Origin of the sequence: Mesorhizobium sp. M1399 (assembly GCF_040317735.1) — a bacterium.
Taxonomy (GTDB): domain Bacteria; phylum Pseudomonadota; class Alphaproteobacteria; order Rhizobiales; family Rhizobiaceae; genus Mesorhizobium.
In genome coordinates, this window is record NZ_JAMYKZ010000010.1 from 248041 (window position 1) to 266413 (window position 18373).

General features: G+C 63.9%; 17 protein-coding genes. 10 read left to right on the plus strand and 7 right to left on the minus strand.

What is annotated here, in order from left to right; genetic code table 11:
* The first annotated feature begins 60 nt into the window (after positions 1-60).
* The 5 genes from NKH05_RS19560 to NKH05_RS19580 all read left to right on the plus strand — a co-directional run bounded on the left by NKH05_RS19560 (position 61) and on the right by NKH05_RS19580 (position 5009).
* The gene (locus NKH05_RS19560) at positions 61-1095 is read left to right on the plus strand and encodes a Gfo/Idh/MocA family protein (protein ID WP_353025898.1); all 1035 of its coding nucleotides are present in this window, start codon (positions 61-63) and stop codon (positions 1093-1095) included.
* The gene (locus tag NKH05_RS19565) at positions 1095-2000 is read left to right on the plus strand and encodes a sugar phosphate isomerase/epimerase family protein (protein WP_352858084.1); all 906 of its coding nucleotides are present in this window, start codon (positions 1095-1097) and stop codon (positions 1998-2000) included. The genes NKH05_RS19560 and NKH05_RS19565 overlap by 1 nt, the downstream gene beginning before the upstream one ends.
* 104 nt (positions 2001-2104) lie before the next feature.
* Positions 2105-3112 carry a substrate-binding domain-containing protein gene (locus NKH05_RS19570; RefSeq protein ID WP_352482909.1) on the plus strand — a complete coding sequence of 336 codons (1008 nt, stop codon included), beginning with the start codon at positions 2105-2107 and terminating at the stop codon, positions 3110-3112.
* 65 nt (positions 3113-3177) lie between these two features.
* Positions 3178-3969, plus strand: coding sequence for an ATP-binding cassette domain-containing protein (locus tag NKH05_RS19575; protein ID WP_352857844.1), 792 nt, complete (start codon positions 3178-3180; stop codon positions 3967-3969).
* Positions 3966-5009, plus strand: coding sequence for an ABC transporter permease (locus tag NKH05_RS19580; RefSeq protein ID WP_352482912.1), 1044 nt, complete (start codon positions 3966-3968; stop codon positions 5007-5009). Before NKH05_RS19575 ends, NKH05_RS19580 begins: the two co-directional genes overlap by 4 nt.
* A gap of 9 nt (positions 5010-5018) precedes the next feature.
* Here NKH05_RS19580 and NKH05_RS19585 read toward each other — a convergent pair whose 3' ends face one another.
* A complete protein-coding gene (locus NKH05_RS19585) occupies positions 5019-7703 on the minus strand; it encodes an ATP-dependent helicase (protein ID WP_353025900.1) in 2685 nt (894 codons plus the stop codon).
* A gap of 252 nt (positions 7704-7955) precedes the next feature.
* Between NKH05_RS19585 and NKH05_RS19590 the strand changes: the two genes are divergently transcribed.
* Entirely contained in the window at positions 7956-10268 is a 2313-nt protein-coding gene (locus tag NKH05_RS19590; protein ID WP_352495137.1) for a glucose/quinate/shikimate family membrane-bound PQQ-dependent dehydrogenase, read from the plus strand.
* A gap of 217 nt (positions 10269-10485) precedes the next feature.
* The gene (locus NKH05_RS19595) at positions 10486-11379 is read left to right on the plus strand and encodes a dienelactone hydrolase family protein (protein WP_352788511.1); all 894 of its coding nucleotides are present in this window, start codon (positions 10486-10488) and stop codon (positions 11377-11379) included.
* Here the strand turns inward: NKH05_RS19595 and NKH05_RS19600 are convergent, their stop codons facing one another.
* Positions 11380-12288: an EamA family transporter gene (locus NKH05_RS19600; RefSeq protein ID WP_352482917.1), complete on the minus strand. Its 909-nt coding sequence runs from the start codon at positions 12286-12288 to the stop codon at positions 11380-11382.
* A 90-nt stretch (positions 12289-12378) separates the two neighbouring features.
* On the opposite strand from NKH05_RS19600, the gene NKH05_RS19605 reads away from it, so the two are divergent.
* On the plus strand, positions 12379-12858 hold the full coding sequence (locus NKH05_RS19605; protein WP_352483074.1) for an Lrp/AsnC family transcriptional regulator: 480 nt from the start codon (positions 12379-12381) through the stop codon (positions 12856-12858).
* 8 nt (positions 12859-12866) lie between these two features.
* Here the strand turns inward: NKH05_RS19605 and NKH05_RS19610 are convergent, their stop codons facing one another.
* A complete protein-coding gene (locus NKH05_RS19610; RefSeq protein WP_006202816.1) occupies positions 12867-13316 on the minus strand; it encodes an RrF2 family transcriptional regulator in 450 nt (149 codons plus the stop codon).
* Between the two features lie 250 nt (positions 13317-13566).
* Entirely contained in the window at positions 13567-14553 is a 987-nt protein-coding gene (locus NKH05_RS19615) for a sulfate ABC transporter substrate-binding protein (protein WP_353025902.1), read from the minus strand.
* Positions 14554-14831: 278 nt separating this feature from the next.
* Here NKH05_RS19615 and NKH05_RS19620 point away from each other — a divergent pair, with 278 nt between their 5' ends.
* Together NKH05_RS19620 and NKH05_RS19625 are read left to right on the plus strand one after the other, a co-directional pair.
* A complete protein-coding gene (locus tag NKH05_RS19620) occupies positions 14832-15104 on the plus strand; it encodes an AbrB/MazE/SpoVT family DNA-binding domain-containing protein (protein WP_023721148.1) in 273 nt (90 codons plus the stop codon).
* Complete coding sequence (locus NKH05_RS19625) at positions 15104-15502, plus strand: type II toxin-antitoxin system VapC family toxin (RefSeq protein WP_502913243.1); 399 nt, start codon at positions 15104-15106, stop codon at positions 15500-15502. Before NKH05_RS19620 ends, NKH05_RS19625 begins: the two co-directional genes overlap by 1 nt.
* A 14-nt stretch (positions 15503-15516) precedes the next feature.
* Here the strand turns inward: NKH05_RS19625 and NKH05_RS19630 are convergent, their stop codons facing one another.
* The 3 genes from NKH05_RS19630 to cysT form a co-directional block, all read right to left on the minus strand.
* Positions 15517-16557, minus strand: coding sequence for a sulfate/molybdate ABC transporter ATP-binding protein (locus tag NKH05_RS19630; protein ID WP_352482922.1), 1041 nt, complete (start codon positions 16555-16557; stop codon positions 15517-15519).
* A gap of 73 nt (positions 16558-16630) precedes the next feature.
* Positions 16631-17515 (minus strand): sulfate ABC transporter permease subunit CysW, encoded by an 885-nt coding sequence (cysW, locus tag NKH05_RS19635; RefSeq protein WP_353025905.1) that lies wholly within the window; start codon positions 17513-17515, stop codon positions 16631-16633.
* A complete protein-coding gene (gene cysT, locus NKH05_RS19640; protein WP_023720880.1) occupies positions 17508-18359 on the minus strand; it encodes a sulfate ABC transporter permease subunit CysT in 852 nt (283 codons plus the stop codon). The genes cysW and cysT overlap by 8 nt, the downstream gene beginning before the upstream one ends.
* Positions 18360-18373: the final 14 nt, after the last annotated feature.

An 18373-nucleotide genomic window follows, 5' to 3' on the forward strand; every position in this document is an offset into this window, starting at 1 on the left:
CGGCCCTGCCGTGAATGCCGTGAGGATCGGTCTGGAGGGGCCGAGAGGGAGGAACACTGGATGATCAATGTCGTCCTGGTCGGCTGCGGCGCGATGAGCAAGGCCTGGCTCGATGCGGCCAGGCAGATCGACGGGCTCGCCATTGTAGGCCTGGTTGATATCGACGCCGAAAGGGCGCGGGCGAGGGCGCGCGAATACGAGCTTTCCGGCGCTGTCATCGGAACCGACCTCGACGCCGTGCTCGACCAGACCAGGCCCGACGCGGTATTCGACGTGGTGGTTCCCGCCGCCCGCCGCGAGGTCGCGTTTTCCGCCTTTGCCCATAATTGCCACCTCTTGACCGAAAAGCCGCTGGCCGACAGCCCGGGCAATGCGCGTGCCATTGTCGAGGCCGCCCGCAGCGCCGGGCGCATCCATGCCGTCGTGCAGAACCGCCGCTATGTCGCCAATGTCAGGCGCATCCGGCGCTTTCTCGATTCCGGCGTCATTGGTGCTGCGACCAGCATCCACGCCGATTTCTTCGTTGCGCCGCATTTCGGCGGTTTTCGCGAAGAGATGCGCCATGTGCTGCTGCTCGACATGGCGATCCACACATTCGACGCGGCCCGCTACATGGTGGCCGGCGAACCGACCGGAGTCCATTGCCAGGAGTGGGAGCCGGCCAATTCTTGGTATCGGCAAGGGTCGTCGGCAACCGCAAGCTTCGACCTCGGCGGCGGCAAGCTGTTCACCTATGCCGGCAGCTGGTGCGCGGCCGGCTTCCGTACCAGTTGGGACAGTAGATGGCGTATTGTCGCCGAGCGCGGCAGCATTGTCTGGGACGGCGAGGATGGGCTGAAGGCGGAAGTCGTGCGGCCGGTCCGTGAAGGCCTGTTCGACCGCACCGAACCGATCGCCGTGCCGCCGCTCGACCCGGCCGATCGCGTCGGCGGCCATCTCGGCATTATCCAGGATTTCGTCCGCGCCGTCGAAACCGGCACCGAGCCGGAGACGCGCGGTGCCGACAACATCAAGAGCCTGGCCATGGTTTTCGCTGCGATCGAGAGCGCCGAGACCGGGCATCGGGTCGCTATCACTGCACAGGAAGGATCATGATGCCAAACCCGCTGCTCGACATCAGGATCGGCACCATGGTGCGCGCCAATCTCGACGACCCGGCCGCCTATGTCAGGCAGATCCTGCCGCTCGGCTTCGAGAGCATCCAGCCGTTCTTCTGGCAGACGCTGGGCGGCAAGGACATTCCACGGCTGGCGGGCGAGATCCGCGAGGCGATCGGCGATGCCGATGTCGTCATCTCGTCGATCGGGGTGTTCGGCAATCCGCTGGAGAGCGGTGAAGTTGATCGCGGCGTGCTCCAGGCGTGGGAAACGATCATCGACAACGCGCATCTATTCGGCACCAACATGGTCAGCGGCTTCACCGGCCGCATTCGCGGCAAGCCGCTGCCAGACAGCCTGCCGCGTTTCCACGAGGTATGGGGGAAGTTGGCAAAACGGGCTGCCGACAAGGGCGTGCGCATCGCCTTCGAGAACTGCGCCATGGACGGCAACTGGGCCAGCGGCGACTGGAACATCGCCCACAATCCAGACGCCTGGGAGCTGATGTTCAACGAACTGCCGGACGACAATCTCGGCCTGGAGTGGGAGCCCTGCCACCAGCTGGTCTACCTGATCGACCCGATCCCGCAGATCCGCAAATGGGCGCCGCGCATCTTCCACGTCCACGGCAAGGACGCGACGGTGCGCTGGGACGTGATCCGCGAACATGGCGTGTTCGGCCGCCTGCCGTTCGTGCAGATGCGCACACCGGGGTTCGGCGACAGCGACTGGACGCGAGTGATCAGCGAGCTGCGGCTGGCCGGCTACAAGGGCGCCATCGACATCGAGGGCTGGCACGACCCCGTCTATCGTGGCGATCTCGAGATCACCGGCCAGGTGCGGGCACTGGATTATCTCAAACAATGCCGGGGAGGCGCGAGCTATCTGCCGAACCCGGTGTGAGAAGTCGGCCGGCGGGAGGTGCCGGCCAGCGAAAGATTGCGGCGCGTTGCCGAAGCGATCGTCAAAACCCCTCGGCTAGCGAGGGAACAAAGGGAGGAACGTGCATGAGCATTACGATGAGAAGGACAGTTCTGCGCTCGACCGTCGCGGCGGCCGCGATGGCGTTCGCCGCCGCACTCTCGACCTTGCCGGCGCAGGCGCTCGATGCCCAGTGGTGCAAGGATGTCCATATCCGTTTCTTCGCCGGCGGGGCGGAGGGCGATGCGTTCGGCACCATCGTCTATAATGGCGCCAAGCAGGCGGCCGCCGATCTCGGGCCCAAGGTCGACTATATCTTCTCTGGGTGGGACGTGGAGAAGATGGTCCAGCAATTGCGCGAGGCTGTTGCGGTCAAGCCCCAAGGCATCGCCATGATGGGCCACCCGGGCGACGCCGCCATCATGCCGCTGGCCGAACAGGCGCACAAGGACGGCATCAAGATGATGTACCAGAACGTGCCGGTGCCGACGGTCACGGCGGCGTTCGGCGGCGGCTATGTCGGCGCCCAGCAGGAGCAGCAGGGCCGGGCGCTCGGCGCCGAGGCGTTCAAGCTGGCCGGGCTGAAGGCCGGCGACAAGGCGATCATGATCGGCCCGTTCGAGAACGAGAGCCGCGGCGCGCGCGAACGCGGCACGGTCGCCGCACTGAAAGAGGCCGGCATCGACGTCGTTCAAATCAATTCTCAAACCGAGTGGGCAGCCGATCCCAATCTGGCCATTCCGGTGATCACGGCAGCACTGCTCAACAATCCCGACGTCAAGGCGGTCGGCTATCCCGGCGGGCAGCTGCTAGGCAATGTGCCGACTTACATGCAGGCGGCGGGCAGAAAGCCGGGCGACATCTTCAACTTCGGCTTCGACACCAGCCCGCAGATCGTCGAGGGCTTCAAGGGCGGCTGGGTGCAGCTGACGGCCGACCAGCAGCCGTTCATGCAAGGCTACCTACCAATCCTCAGCCTCTGCCAGCAGGTGGTGCTGGGTCTGGCGCCGATGAATGTCGACACCGGTGCCGGCTTCGTCACGCCGCAGAATTATGAGATCGTTTCCGAACTCGCCAAGCAGGCGTTGCGCTGATCGCCCGATCTGCCGGCCGGGTTGAATCCCGGCCGGCGACGACCGACAAACAAGCGAGGACCGCCATGGCCGAACGCCTCATCGAACTGCGTGAAATCAGCAAGTCCTACGGCCAGGTCTATGCGCTTGGCGGCGTCAGTCTCAGCGTCGACCGCGGCGAGGTCGTCGGCCTGATCGGCGACAACGGCGCCGGCAAATCGACGCTGATCAAGATCCTTTCCGGCGTGGTCAAGCCGACCAGCGGCGAAATCCTCATTCGCGGCAAACCGGTGACCGGGTGGAGTGCTGCGCGCTCGCGCGACGCCGGCATCGAAACGGTGTTCCAGGACCGGGCGCTCGCCGTGCAGCAGACGATCGTGCGCAACATCTTCATGGGCCGCGAGCTCACCGGCTGGCTTGGATGGCTGAAGGTCAACAAGGAGATCGCGGAGGCGAGCCGGCTGATGCGCGAGATCGGCTTCACCTCGAAGGTGTTCACGCCGCAGTCGATCGTCGGCCAGCTGTCGGGCGGCGAACGCCAGGGCGTGGCGATCGCCCGCGCCATCTACAAGCAGGCCGACCTGATCATCCTCGACGAGCCGACGACGGCGCTGTCGCTGACCGAAACCGCGAAGGTTTTTCATTTCGTGCGCCAGGTGCGGGCGAGCGGCCGGTCGATCCTGTTCATCGGCCACAACATCCACCACGTCTTCGATATCGCCGACCGCTTCGTGGTGCTCGACCGCGGCAAGGTCGCGCTCAGCGCCGACCGCAGCGAGGTCAAGTCGGCCGAAGACCTCATCAATTTCATGGAAGACGTGGCACATCCCGGCGGATTGCCGGGACTTCGCGACGCCGGGGAGCAGATAGCGCGATGAGCAAGACCATGGATCCCGATCTGCAGACCCCTCTAGGCAGCAGCGATGCCGCCCGAAAGGCATGGAAACACCCGTCCGATAACTGGCTGCGCGGCTTTGTCCTCGACAACCGCGCCGCACTCGGCACGCTTGCCGTGTTCATCGTGATGATGGCGGTGTTCATGATCGCCAATCCGACGGTCTTCACCAGCTGGTATCTCTATAGTTCCGTGCTTACCACGCTGCCTGTGGCGCTGTTCGTGGTGGTGCCGCTCGTCTTCGTCGTCACCTGTGGCGAGATCGACCTGTCGTTTCCGGCGACGATGGGCTTCGCCTCGTGGGTCTTCGCGCTGGTCGTGCAGGCCGGCTACGACCCGTTCGTCGGCATCGCCGCCGCAATCGTCACCGGCATGCTGCTCGGCTTCCTGGTCGGCTCGCTGGTCGTCTATGGCGGGCTGTCGTCGCTGATCGCCACGCTCGGCATGAATTTCCTGCTGCGCGGCCTGATCCAGATCATCAACGAGGGCAGGTCGACCGCGCTGACCGGCCTTGCCGACAGCTGGGCCTACAAGATCTTCTCCAGCCAGCTTTACGGCATCCCGGTGCAGATATTCTGGGCCATCGCCTTCGTCGTGCTGTCGGCGCTGCTCTACAACCGCCATCGCTTCGGTGCCCAGGTCAAGGTGGTCGGCGACAATCCCGACAGCGCCCAGCAGATGGGCATCGATGTCAAGCGCGTCAGGGTGAAAGTGTTCGTCTTCGTCGGTATCGGCGCGGCGATCGCCGGCACGTTCTCGGTAATGATCAACTTCACCTGGTGGCCGACGGCGGGCGACGGATACCTGCTGCCGGTGCTGGCATCGGTGTTCGTCGGAGGCACGCCGACCTGGGGCGGCATCGGCACCGTCGTCGGCGGCGCGATCGGCGCGGTTACGGTGTCCTTCATCCAGACCGGCGTCGTCGCGGCGGGACTGAGCGGCTTCTACGTCCAGTTCTTCAACGGGCTGATCATCATCCTGTCGCTGCTCGGCCATAAGTGGAACCAAGCGCGGTATCGGTGACCGGCGGCCTCAAACCCCCGTGACAAACCCGTCCAGCACGCGTTTCTGGCCGGCCTTGTCGAAGTCGATGGTCAGCTTGTTGCCTTCGATGGCCGAGATGTTGCCGTTGCCGAATTTCTGGTGGAAGACGCGGTCGCCAACGCTGAAGGGGGAGGGCGTGTCGGCGACGGATTTGGCGACCAGCTCGCCGTCGATGGTGCGGCCCTTGATCGAGGTGCGGCCGGCACCGTAGCCCGAGTCGGTTTCGCCATAGCCGATGCGCTCGACCTGGTGGCCGGAGCGCGTGCCCCAATTGCGGTCGGTCGCTTCGGTGCGGTTGGCCTGAGCACGTTGCCAGCCCGGTGTCGCATAGGTGCTGGAGAAGGCGCCGGATTTCTCGGCGCCGTTGTTGCCACCGATGTTATCGAAGCGCGACGCCCCATAAGGATTCTGTCTTCCAGCCCCCTGGCCGCCACGACCGGGAGCGAACGAGCCGCCACCATAGGCATTGCCGTAGCCGCCATAGGAGTTGCCGCTCTCGGCGACCTCGACATGGGCTTCCGGCAGCTCGTCGAGGAAGCGCGACGGGATGGTCGATTGCCAGAGGCCGTGGATGCGGCGGTTGGAGACAAACCAGAGATGCAGGTTCTTCTTGGCGCGGGTCAGGCCGACATAGGCAAGGCGGCGCTCCTCCTCGAGCCCGGACCGGCCACCCTCGTCGAGGGAACGCTGGTGCGGGAACAGGCCTTCCTCCCAGCCGGGCAGGAACACGGTTTCGAATTCGAGGCCCTTGGCCGAATGCAGCGTCATGATGTTGACGGCGTCGAGCTCAGCGTTCTGCTCGGCGTCCATCACCAGCGCGACATGTTCGAGGAAGGAGCGCAGCGATTCATACTCCTCCATGGAGCGTATCAGCTCCTTTAGGTTCTCCAGCCGGCCGGGCGCTTCGACCGAGCGGTCGTTCTTCCACATGTCGGTGTAGCCGCTCTCCTCCAAAATGGTCTCGGCGAGTTCGGTGTGCGGGGTGGTTTCGAGAGCCTTTTGCCAGCGCTCGAAATTGGCTGATACCTCGCGAAGTGCGGCACGCGGCTTCGGCTTCAGATCGTCGCTTTCGGCCAGTTTTGCCGCCGCCTCCAGCATCGGGATGCGCAGCGCGCGTGCGGTGTCGTGGACCTGGCGGATGGTGGCCTCGCCCAACCCGCGTTTCGGCACGTTGACGATGCGCTCGAAGGCGAGGTCGTCGGCGCCTTGTGCGACGACGCGGAAGAAGGCCAATGCGTCGCGAATCTCGAGCCGCTCATAGAAGCGCGGGCCGCCGATGACGCGGTAATTGAGCCCGAGCGTGACGAAGCGGTCCTCGAATTCGCGCATCTGGAAAGACGCGCGGACGAGAATCGCCATATCGTTCAAATTGTGCTTCTGGCGCTGGTAGGCCTCGATGGTCTCGCCGACGGCGCGGGCCTCCTCCTCGGAATCCCAGGCGGCGTGGACATGCACCTTCTCGTCGTCCTCGGCGATCTTCTCGGTAAACAGCGTCTTGCCGAAGCGGCCCTCATTGTGGGCGATGAGATGCGAGGCGGTGCCGAGGATGTGCGCGGTCGAGCGGTAGTTGCGCTCCAGCCGGATGATGGTGGCGCCGGGGAAATCCTTGTCGAAGCGCAGGATGTTGTCGACTTCGGCGCCGCGCCAGCCATAGATCGACTGGTCGTCGTCGCCGACGCAGCAGATGTTAACTTTGCTTTCGCTCACGGCCGCGCGCGAGCTTCGCTCGCTGGCCTCCGCGGGGGCGGCCTGGCCGGCCGACGCCCGGTCGGGCTTGCGGCCTTCGGCCGAAGAGCGCCCAATCTCCCCCGCGAGGGGGGAGATTGGCTTGCCTTGAGGCCGCTGGGCCAGCAGGCGCAGCCACATGTACTGTGCGGTGTTGGTGTCCTGGTACTCGTCGACGAGGATGTAGCGGAAGCGCTTGTGGTATTCCTTCAGCACGTCCGGATTGGCGCGGAAGATGCGGATCGGGTGACATAGGAGATCGCCGAAGTCACAGGCATTCAGCGTCTGCAGCCGCTCCTGATAGGCCTTGTAGAGTTCGCGGCCCTTGCCGTTGGCGAAGGCACGGGCATCGCCCTCGGGGATGTCGGCGGGACCGAGGCCCTTGTTCTTCCAGCCGTCGATCATCTGGGCGAACTGCTTGGCCGGCCAGCGCTTGTCGTCCAGCCCTTCCGCCTGGATGAGCTGTTTGATCAGCCGCACGACATCGTCGGTGTCGAGAATGGTGAAGTCGGATTTGAGCCCGGCCAGCTCGGCATGTCGGCGCAGCAGCTTCACGCCAATCGAGTGGAAGGTGCCGAGCCACGGCATGCCCTCGACATTGCCTTCGCCGATCAACAGGCCGATGCGCTGCTTCATCTCGCGCGCCGCCTTGTTGGTGAAGGTGACGGCGAGGATCTGCGAAGGGAAGGCCTTGCCGGTGGCAAGGATGTGGGCGATGCGGGTGGTCAAGACGCGCGTCTTGCCGGTGCCGGCGCCGGCCAGCACCAGCACCGGGCCTTCGGTGGTTTCCACCGCCAGCCGCTGCTCGGGGTTGAGGCCGTTGAGATAATCGGGCGCGTTGTTTTGATTGCTGCGGGCAGCCATGGCGCGCGCGGCGATGCCCGACGGGGCCACGGGCCGCGCGTTCGGTTCGTCAAAAAAGGGCATGTCTTCCGAAAAGCCGGACATCTCTCCCCGAATGTAGTGATTCGGCAGCGAAAGGCCAGAAGTGTCTCCGTTTTGTTCTCTGTCCAGTCGGTAGACTCACAATCTGAATGGGTCCGCTAACCAAAACGCCGAGCTTGCCGTGGGTCGACGCCGTAAAACGCCGAGCTTGCTTGACAGGGGAAGCGGGCCGGAGAAAGTTGCGTGGGGGCAGGCACGCAATGCGGGGTTGCCCATGGACGCGTCGCGGAGCGCACCAGTCGAAGGAGCACCGTCTTGGCTGTGGTCATCACCTCCCTGATCCTTTTCCTCATCGGCCTGGCGCTTGGCGGCGGCGGCATCTGGCTCGTGACGCTGGGCGGCAGCTGGTATTACGTCATCGCCGGCATAGCTTTCCTGATCGCTGCCTGGCTGCTCTACAGGCGCAGATCCACGGCGCTGTGGCTCTACGCGGCGATCGTGCTCGGCACGCTCGCCTGGGCTGTCTGGGAAACCGGCTTCGACTGGTGGGAGCTCGGCCCGCGCGGCGGCATCATCGTGCTTGTCGCGCTGTGGCTATTGACGCCATGGGCGCGGCGCGGGCTTACCGGTCCCGACGGACGAGCGCCGCTGATCCTCGCGGTGCTGGCATCGCTCGGCGTCGCCGGTTATTCGATGACGACGGACCCAAAGGATATTGCCGGCCAACTCAACACCGACAAGGTGACGCCGACGGCCGAACTCGGCGGCAATGTGCCGGCCGGCGAATGGCACTATTACGGTCGCACGCAATATGGCCAGCGCTATTCGCCGCTCGACCAGATCACCCCCGAAAACGTTGCCAATCTGCAGCCGGCCTGGACCTATCGCACCGGCGACGTGAAAGGGCCCGACGACATCGGCGAGACGACCTATCAGGTGACGCCGCTGAAAATCGCCGACACGCTCTACATCTGCACGCCGCATAATTTCGCCATCGCCATCGATGCCGCGAGCGGCAAGGAGAAATGGCGTTTCGATCCGCAGGTCAAGCTCAACAAGGACCGCCAGCACCAGACCTGCCGCGGCGTGGCTTACTATGCCGATGCCAAGATCGCCGCCGGCCAGCCCTGCGCCACGCGCATCTATCTGCCGACATCGGACGCCCGGCTGATCGCGCTCGACGCGGCGAATGGCCAGGTCTGTCCGACATTTGCCGAGGGCGGCACGCTGAACCTGCTCGCCAACATGCCATATCCGAAGCCGGGCTATTACTATTCGACTTCCGCGCCGCTGATCGTCGCCAACAAGATCATCGTCGGCGGCGCGGTCAACGACAATTATTCGACGCAGGAGCCGTCCGGGGTCATCCGTGCCTACGATGCCGACACCGGCGCGCTGTTATGGAATTGGGATTCCGGCAATCCGGACCAGACGACGCCGCTGCCGCCGGGCCAGACCTACACCAACAACTCGCCCAATATGTGGTCGACGGCGAGCGCCGACGAGAAGCTCGGCCTGCTCTATGTGCCGCTCGGCAACAAGACGCCGGACCAGCTCGGCGCCGGACGCAGCGCCAATGACGAGAAATTCTCTTCCTCGATCACCGCGCTCGATCTCAACACCGGACAATTGCGCTGGGTGCGGCAGACCGTGCATCACGATCTCTGGGACATGGACGTGCCGGCGCAGCCGACGCTGGTCGACATAACCACGGCCAGTGGTGTGGTGCCGGCGCTGGTCGGGCCGACCAAGCAGGGCGACCTCTATGTGCTCGACCGGCGCAGCGGCGAGCCGATCGTTCCGGTCAAGGAAGTGCCGGCGCCGGGCGGCGCGATCGAAGGCGACCATACCTCGCCGACGCAGCCGGTCTCGGACCTCAGCTTCAGTCCGAAGCCACTGACCGGCGCGGATATGTGGGGCATCACCATGTTCGACCAGCTGGCCTGCCGGATCGAGCTTCGGAAGCTGCGGTATGAGGGCCGCTATACGCCGCCGTCGCTGCAAGGCTCGCTGATCTATCCTGGCAATTTCGGCACCTTCAACTGGGGCGGCGTGGCAGTCGATCCGGTCCGGCAGGTGATGTTCGGCATGCCGACATACCTGGCGTTCATCTCCAAATTGGTGCCGCGCGCCGACGTGCCGCCGCCGGGCGATACCAAGGGCAGCGAACAAGGCCTGAACCGCAATGACGGTGCGCCTTACGCAGTGATATTGAAGCCATTCCTGTCGCCGCTCGGCATTCCCTGCCAGGCGCCTCCGTGGGGCTATGTGGCCGGCGCCGACCTTCGGACCGGCAAGATCGTCTACAAGCATCGCAACGGCACCGTCTACGACATGACGCCGCTGCCGCTGCCGTTCAAGGTCGGCGTGCCGGGCATTGGCGGGCCGATGATCACTGCCGGCGGCGTCGCCTTTCTCGGTGCGGCGGTCGACGACTATGTGCGCGCTTATGACCTGACGACCGGCAAACAGCTCTGGCAGGCGCGGCTGCCTGCCGGCGGGCAGTCGACACCGATGACCTACACGGTAGCCGACGGACGCCAGTTCGTCGTCATCGTTGCCGGCGGCCACGGCTCGGTCGGCACCAAGCCGGGCGATTATGTGATGGCCTATACGCTGCCGAAATAGAGAAGTTCCTCAGAGCCCGAGATGCCCTTTCAGGTCGGGTACCGATGCAAGTACCTCGTTGGTCAGCTGCGGGCCGGCGGCTGTCTCGGCCTGCTGGACCAACGCGGCATCAAGGCCATCGTGCAGAGACTTATGGCAGCCCTCACTCAGCCGTGACTGGACCAGCCAGGCTTCGACCCTATGTTGCTGCCGGGGGCCGAAGACCTAGGAGCGCGCCATGACAACACCTGCCGGCCCCGCCAAGCCTGTCATTACCCAGGCGATGATCGATGCCTATGATGAATACACGCATCTGACGCTCGACCGGCGGCGCTTCATGGAGCAGTTGACCAGGCTTGCCGGGTCGGGTGCGGCAGCGGCCGCGATCGCGCCGCTGCTGGCGGCGAATTCGGCCCAGGCGGCAATCGTCGCGGAAAACGATCCGCGCGTGAAAGGCGAGGACATCAGCTATCCAGGCAGCGGCGGCGAGATGAAGGGTTATCTGGTCAAGCCGGCGGGTCAGACCGGCAGGCTGGGCACGGTCATCGTCGTGCACGAAAACCGGGGGCTCAACCCGCATATTCGCGACGTGGCGCGGCGCGTGGCGCTGGAGGGGTTCGTGGCGCTTGCCCCGGACTTCATGACACCGCTCGGCGGCACGCCGGCCGATGAAAACAGGGCACGTGACCTGTTTTCCCAGCTCGATCCAGCACAGGTCGCCACCAATGCCGTCGCAACGGTCGCCTACCTCAAAGGCCACAAGGACGGCAACGGCAAGGTCGGCGCCGTCGGCTTCTGCTGGGGCGGCGGCACGGTGAACATGCTGGCCGTCAACGCGCCGGATCTTGCAGCCGCCGTTGCCTATTACGGCATGCAGCCGAAGGCCGAGGACGTGCCGAAGATCAAGGCGCCGCTCATGCTGCATTATGCCGGGCTCGACACCCGCACCAATGCCGGCATCGACGCCTTCAAGAAGGAACTCGACGCGGCCCATATCGAATATTCGGTCTATGTCTATGAAGGCGCCAACCATGCCTTCAACAACGACACATCGGCGGCCCGTTACGACAAGAAGGCGGCTGACCTCGCCTGGGGGCGGACGATCGCTTTCCTCAAGGAGAAGTTGGCCTGATCAGGCGGGCGCCAGCGCCGGTTTGTGAAGGGCGACGCCGGCCACCACCAGCGCGATGCCGAGGCAGTCAGTGAGGCTCGGCACCTGCCGCAGCACGATGACGCCGATAAACGTCGCGGTAACCGGAAGCAATGACAGCATCAGCGCGAAACTGGAGCGCGGCAGCCGCGACATGGCAAGCTGGTCGCAAATATAGGGAATGACCGACGAGCAGATGCCGACACCGACCGCCGCAAGCAGCAGCGGCGGCGTCGAGAACGCCGGCAGCGCATCGGCAAGACCGATCGGCAGAACGACGAGAAGGGCGACCGCCATGGCGGCACCCAGCCCGGCGATGCCATCGCCAGCGTCGGCGCGCGCGACGCGGTGGCCGAGCACGATATAGAAGACGAACAGCGCGCCATTGAGGAAGGCCCAGAACAGGCCGACAGGATCGCTCGACCATTTGACGTCGATGAGCAGCAAGGTGCCGGCGACGGCGATTGCAAGGGCGGCGAGATTGCGCGGGCTTCTGAGGCCGACAAGCGCGACGCCGATGGTGCCGACGAATTCGATCGCCGCTACCAGCGAGATCGGCAGCCGGTCGAGCGCCAGGTAAAACGAGCAATTCATCACCCCAAGGCAGACGCCGAAACCCACAAGCAACAACCGCGTCGAGCGATCGGCGCGGGCGAAGACCGCCCATGGTCGGGTCAGCGGGGCAAAAACCAGTGCCGCGGTGGCGATGCGCAGCCACGCCATGCCGAGCACGCCGACATGCGAGAAAAGCAGGACTGCGAAAGCGGGGCCGAGATAGTGGAACACGGCGCTGACGCCGAACCACAGATGGGGCGGCACCGAGCTTGCCAAGGTAAAAGCCGGGCCGGCGAGTGCCGGACTTGCTGCTGGGGCTTGCGTCCGATCTTCCATGGGGTCAGTATCGCAGGCGATTTTTGCCGTTGATATGGATGATGGCCGGGCATTGCGGCTATTCCCTTTTCGAAAGCAAGGAGTATTCCGCTGAAACGCCTTCGAAATGAAAATACCGATCTGGATCCGGCGGATCTAAAAATCCTGCGCCTGCTGGAGGAGGATGCGCGCACCAGTATTGCCGAACTGGCGCGCTCAGTCGGCCTGTCGGCGCCGAGCGTCGCCGAGCGCATCAAGCGGCTGCAGGAAAGCGGCGTGATCGAGGCCTATACGGTGCGGATTAATCCGGCCGCGCTCGGCATGAAGCTGTCGGCATGGCTGCGCATCAGGCCGGTGCCGGGGCAACTCGCCGTCGTGGCCGAAATCATCCGCGACCTGCCGGAAATCGCCCAATGCGACCGGGTCACCGGCGAAGACTGTTTCATCGCGCTGGCGCATGTCGGCTCGGTCGCCGAGCTCGAGCGGGTGATCGACCGGATCATTCCCCATGCGATGACCAATACGGCGATCATCCAGTCGACGCCGGTAGTGGCACGCTCGCCGCTAGGGGCGGTGAAGCGCCCGGCCTGATGCTAGATTTAAATCTGCGACGTCAGCTCGACCGGGAAATCGTCATTGTCGGCGTCGCGCATGGCGGCGAGGCTGCGGTTGTCCAGCACCTCTGCGATCGCCTGACGCACCTCCAGCATCATGTGCCGGACCTGGCAGGTCGCCTCGTCGCAATCCTCGCAGCGCTGGTATTGTGTGCGGCTGGCGCAAGGGATCGGCGCCAGCGGCCCGTCGAGGACACGCACGACATGGCCGATCTTGATTTCGGAAGCGGGACGGGCGAGGCGGTAACCGCCTTCCTTGCCCTTGCGGCTCTGGACGAAGCCGGCATTGCGCAACTCGCCCAGGATGGCATCCAGGAATTTCTTGGGGATGTTGTTGGCGACCGCAATGTCGTTGACGAATGCGAGCTGGCCGACCGGCAGGCCGGACAGATGCACGAGAGCCTTGAGGCCGTATTTGCCTTTTTTGGTAAGCATGCCCGAGTCAACCCATTAAGCCCCAACCACCCGCATCTGGCGGCTGTTTGTGTGCAAATAATGACGGTTTGGCCGTGCGATGCCGTTCGCGCAGACAGGCCGCCCGAAGACATATTGCGCGCAAACGCGTTGATTCTTCGTAACGTTTTGGAGGGCGGGCGTCCGGAACGGGCGGAGGCCACGTTTTCGGCGAGCAAATGAAGAAAGCCGGCAAACGCCCGCTTTCAATCAGTTCACGAGGTTGCAGACGTCAGCGGCTGCCGTAAGTCTGGTCGAGCAGGCCGCCAGCGGCGAAATGCTCGGCCTGGACCTTGGCCCAGCCGCCGAAGACATCCTCCACCGTCAATAGGCGGACATCGGGAAACTCAGCCTTGTACTTGGCGGCGACCGTCGCGTCGCGGGTCCGCAGGCCGTTGCGGGCGGCGATGTCCTGGCCCTCCAGCGTATAAAGGAAGTCGAGATAGGTCTTGGCGAGGTCGCGCGTGCCATGCTCGTCGGCGATCGTGTCGACGATCGCCACCGGAAACTCGGCCAAAAGGCTGACCGAGGGCGTCACCTGCTCGAATTTGTCCTCGCCATACTCCTTGCGGACGCCGCGCGTTTCCGACTCAAAGGTGATCAGCACGTCGCCGATCTCGCGCTGCACGAAAGTGGTGGTCGCGGCGCGTCCGCCGCTGTCGAAGATCGGTACGTTGTTGAACAGCTTGGTGACGAATTCCTTCACCTTGGCGTCGTCGCCCTTGAAGGCTTCCTTGGCGTAGGCGGTGGCCGCAAGGTAGGTGTAACGGGCATTGCCGGAGGTTTTCGGATTGGGGAAGATCACCTGGACGTCGTCGCGCACGAGATCGTTCCAATCCTTGATGTGCTTCGGATTGCCGGCGCGCACCAGGAAGGAGGGCAGCGAATAGAAGGGCGAGGCGTTGTCGGGAAAATCTTTCTGCCAATCCGCGGAGATGAGACCCTTCCTGACCAGGAAGTCGATGTCGAGGACCTGGTTGAAGGTGACCACATCGGCGCCGAGGCCCTCGGCGATGGCACGTGCCTGCGCAGACGTCCCGGCATGCGACTGATCGATGGTGACGCCTGGGTGGCCGGCGACGAACGCCTTGTTGACCTGCGCAAACAGCTCGCGGCCGACATCGTAAGAAGCGTTCAGCAATTTGTCGGCCGACCAGGCTTGGGAGGATGCGAGGAACAGCCCGGCCAATGTGGCGAGGCCAAGCAAAAATCGCTTCATGAAAACAAGGCTCCAATGCGTGCTTATTGCCGGACCATAGCGGCAAGGCATTGTGCGCGACGAGGCACGCAGAGCGGCCGCTCCACGTTGTCGATAGAAGAAATATTCCCGCTGTGGAGGATTTCTAGTTTTTTCTTTCAGGCAGAGTCTTCCGGGCAGCTTGGCAGCGGTGCCGATGCCGTCGGCGTGCACGATGGTTCCCGGCCGGCCAACGCGATGGCGATTGCATCGCCGCGCGGTCTGGCATATACAAATGGTATATACAAGGAGCTATCGTCATGCCTCAACGCCGCCATTCAACAACCCCGCCGAAAGAGGCGAAGCTGTTTCGTAACAATCGCAGTCAGGCGGTGCGCATTCCTGTCGAGTTCGAACTTCCCGGCGAAAAGGTCTTGATCAGTCGTGAAGGCGACCGCCTGATCATCGAGCCGGTTCGCAAACCCGGCCTCACCGCGCTGCTCGCGCAATGGGCGAAAGAGCCGCCCCCCGGTTCCGAGGAGGACTTTCCCGAAGTCGAGGATATGCCTGTCAAATCCGAGGAATTTTTTTGATGCGGTTCATGCTGGACACGAACATTGTCAGCGACATGATCCGAAATCCGGCCGGGAAAGCCGCCGCCGCCGTCCTGCGCGTGGGAGACGCCGCCGTGTGTACCAGCATCGTGGTCGCCTCGGAACTGCGATATGGCTGCGCCAGGAAAGAGTCGGCCAAGTTGCTCAAGAAGGTCGAGGAATTGCTGGCTGAGATTCCTGTCTTGCCGCTCGATGTGCCGGTAGATGCCGAGTACGGCGCGATTCGCGCAGAGCTGGAAGGCAGGGGCCAGACCATCGGCCAAAACGACCTTTTTATTGCTGCCCACGCCTATGCACTGGGAACTACCCTAGTGACCGCCAACACCGGCGAGTTCAACCGGATCAAAGGCCTGAAGGTCGAGAACTGGCTGGTGTAGCGCCTAAAAGAGGATCAAGCAGCCGGAAAAAGCTTCCAGCGCCGCGGCCTGAAAGCCACCCGGCTTTTCTGCGCCGCCGGATGGTCGACTGGCAACTCGATCTCGACCCGCTGGCGTTCGCCGCCGATTTCGAGCTCGACCCGCCTGGTGCCGGCGACGCGGCGGCTGGCGACAACCGTGCCGGCGATGCAGCCGTTGCATTCTTCCACCAGATCGACGTCGTGCGGGCGGAAGAACAGCGTCGCTTCACCTTGCGGTGCGTGCGGCGCGGAAAGCCCGATCGGCCGGTCGGCGATCCAGACCTGGCCGTCCTCGACCTTGACCGGGATCGAGCTCGATTCGCCGATGAAGCCATAGACGAAGGGCGAGTTCGGCGTGTCGTAGATCTCGTCGGCGGTGCCAACCTGCTCGATGCGGCCCTGGCTCATCACCACGACGCGGTCGGCAAGCTCCAGCGCCTCTTCCTGGTCATGGGTGACGAAGACCGTGGTGTGGCCGGTGGCGTCGTGGATGTCGCGCAGCCAGCGGCGCAGTTCGCGGCGCACCTGGGCATCGAGCGCGCCGAACGGCTCGTCGAGCAAAAGCACGGCCGGTTCGATCGCCATCGCGCGGGCCAGTGCCACGCGCTGGCGCTGGCCGCCCGAAAGCTGCGCCGGATAGCGTTTTTCCAGACCGGAAAGCTGAACGAGGTTGAGGAGTTCCGAGGCGCGCCGGCGGATTTCCTTCGCCGACGGGCGTGACGGCCCGTGCCGGACCTTGAGTCCGAAGCCGATATTGTCGGCGACCGTCATGTGGCGAAACAGCGCGTAATGCTGAAAGACGAAGCCGACATTGCGCTCCTGGATCGACTTTTGCGAGGCATCCTCTTCGCCGAAGAAAATCTTTCCGCGGGTCGGCCGTTCCAACCCGGCAATCAGCCTGAGCAGCGTCGTCTTGCCGGAACCGGATGGCCCCAGCAACGCGATCAACTCACCCGACTTGATGTCGAGCGAAACGTCGTGGAGGGCCGGAAACCGCTCAAACTCCTTGCGCACGTTGGCAACGCGAACTTCCATGCAAATCCCTTTTGTAATTGATGCATGTCGTTATCTCAAAACCGGTTCCCACTTTTGGGCGACATGCATTTTGTCAGTGTCCGCGCGTCGCGGCGATCTCGGCGCCGTAGCGCATCTCGAGAAGTGTTTTCAAGACCAGCGTGACGAGCGCCAGGCCGGCAAGCAGCGAAGCGACGGTAAAGGCGGCGGCGGCATTGTACTCGTTATAAAGGATTTCGACATGCAGCGGCATGGTGTTGGTCAGCCCGCGTATGTGGCCCGACACCACCGAGACCGCACCGAACTCACCCATGGCGCGGGCATTGCACAACAGGACGCCGTAGAGCAATCCCCATTTGACGTTAGGCAACGTCACGTACCAGAACGCCTGCCAGCCATTGGCGCCGAGCGACAGGGCCGCCTCCTCATCGCCATTGCCCTGTTCCTGCATCAGCGGGATCAATTCGCGGGCGACGAAGGGGAAGGTGACGAAGATGGTGGCCAGCACGATGCCCGGCACGGCAAACAGGATGACGATGCCATGCGCCTTGAGCCAGGCGCCGAGCAGGCCTTGCGCGCCGAAGAGGAGTACATAAACCAGGCCGGAAATGACCGGGGAGACCGAAAACGGCAGGTCGATCAGCGTGGTCAGGAACGCCTTGCCCTTGAACTCGAACTTGGCAATCGCCCAGGCGGCGGAAATGCCGAAGACGACGTTGAGCGGCACCGAGATCGCCGCGACCAGAAGCGTCAGGCGGATCGCCGAGCGCGTATCCGGTTCCGACAGCGCCTGTGTGTAGGCCTCGATGCCTTTGGCGAAAGCTTCCTTGAAGACGATGATCAGCGGCAAGAGCAGGAAAATGCCGAGGAAGGCAAAGGTCACGATCATCAGCACGGTTCTCGCCGTGCGGCTTTCGGTCACCGCCGGCGACTGGCTTTCGTGGTGCGGCGCGTAGGATTTGATCTCCGGGTCAGCCATAGCGCTTGCGGCTCCACGTCTGCACCAGGTTGATGACCAGCAGCATCACGAAGGACAGCGCCAGCATGATCGCCGCGATCGCTGTCGCCGCAGCGTAATTATATTCCTCGAGCCTGATGACAATCAGAAGCGGTGCGATCTCGGATTTATAGGGCAGGTTGCCGGCGATGAAGATGACTGAGCCGTACTCGCCGACGCCGCGCGCGAAGGCCAGCGCGAAACCGGTGACGATGGCCGGCGCCAGTCCTGGAAGCAGGACGCGGCTGATGATCTGGAAGCGATTGGCGCCGAGCGTTGCGGCCACTTCCTCGACCTCCTTGTCGATCTCCTCCATGATCGGCTGCACGGTGCGCACGACGAAGGGCAGCCCGATGAAGATCAGCGCAATGACAATGCCGAGTGGCGTATAAGCGACTTTGATGCCGAGCGGCGTCAGCAGGCTGCCGATCCAGCCGTTCGGTGCGTAAAGCGTGGTCAGCGCGATGCCGGCAACCGCCGTCGGCAGCGCAAAGGGCAGGTCGACCATGGCATCGACGATGCGGCGGCCGGGAAAGCTGTAGCGCACCAGCACCCAGGCGACGATCGTGCCGAAGACGACGTTGACGGCGGCGGCAATGAAGGCGGTGCCGAAGCTGATTTCAAGCGCGTTGATGGTGCGGCGGTCGGTGACGATCGCCCAGAAGTCGGTCCAGCCGAGCGCCGCCGAGCGCCAGATCAACCCGGACAGGGGAATGAGGATGATGAGGGTGAGGTAGGCAAGCGAGAAGCCGAGCGTCAATCCGAAACCCGGAATGACGCTCGGCTGCCTGAACCGCCACCCCGCCTTGGCGGGTGCTGTGGTCATGTCGTCCTGATCTA

Excerpts from the sequence above, each read along its gene's own strand:
- NKH05_RS19560 (WP_353025898.1), top strand. The coding sequence starts at position 61 with ATGATCAATGTCGTCCTGGTCGGCTGCGGCGCGATGAGCAAGGCCTGG.
- NKH05_RS19565 (WP_352858084.1), top strand. The coding sequence starts at position 1,095 with ATGCCAAACCCGCTGCTCGACATCAGGATCGGCACCATGGTGCGCGCC.
- NKH05_RS19570 (WP_352482909.1), top strand. The coding sequence starts at position 2,105 with ATGAGCATTACGATGAGAAGGACAGTTCTGCGCTCGACCGTCGCGGCG.
- NKH05_RS19575 (WP_352857844.1), top strand. The coding sequence starts at position 3,178 with ATGGCCGAACGCCTCATCGAACTGCGTGAAATCAGCAAGTCCTACGGC.
- NKH05_RS19580 (WP_352482912.1), top strand. The coding sequence starts at position 3,966 with ATGAGCAAGACCATGGATCCCGATCTGCAGACCCCTCTAGGCAGCAGC.
- NKH05_RS19585 (WP_353025900.1), bottom strand. The coding sequence starts at position 7,703 with ATGTCCGGCTTTTCGGAAGACATGCCCTTTTTTGACGAACCGAACGCG.
- NKH05_RS19595 (WP_352788511.1), top strand. The coding sequence starts at position 10,486 with ATGACAACACCTGCCGGCCCCGCCAAGCCTGTCATTACCCAGGCGATG.
- NKH05_RS19600 (WP_352482917.1), bottom strand. The coding sequence starts at position 12,288 with ATGGAAGATCGGACGCAAGCCCCAGCAGCAAGTCCGGCACTCGCCGGC.
- NKH05_RS19610 (WP_006202816.1), bottom strand. The coding sequence starts at position 13,316 with ATGCTTACCAAAAAAGGCAAATACGGCCTCAAGGCTCTCGTGCATCTG.
- NKH05_RS19615 (WP_353025902.1), bottom strand. The coding sequence starts at position 14,553 with ATGAAGCGATTTTTGCTTGGCCTCGCCACATTGGCCGGGCTGTTCCTC.
- NKH05_RS19620 (WP_023721148.1), top strand. The coding sequence starts at position 14,832 with ATGCCTCAACGCCGCCATTCAACAACCCCGCCGAAAGAGGCGAAGCTG.
- NKH05_RS19625 (WP_502913243.1), top strand. The coding sequence starts at position 15,104 with ATGCGGTTCATGCTGGACACGAACATTGTCAGCGACATGATCCGAAAT.
- NKH05_RS19630 (WP_352482922.1), bottom strand. The coding sequence starts at position 16,557 with ATGGAAGTTCGCGTTGCCAACGTGCGCAAGGAGTTTGAGCGGTTTCCG.
- cysW (WP_353025905.1), bottom strand. The coding sequence starts at position 17,515 with ATGGCTGACCCGGAGATCAAATCCTACGCGCCGCACCACGAAAGCCAG.
- cysT (WP_023720880.1), bottom strand. The coding sequence starts at position 18,359 with ATGACCACAGCACCCGCCAAGGCGGGGTGGCGGTTCAGGCAGCCGAGC.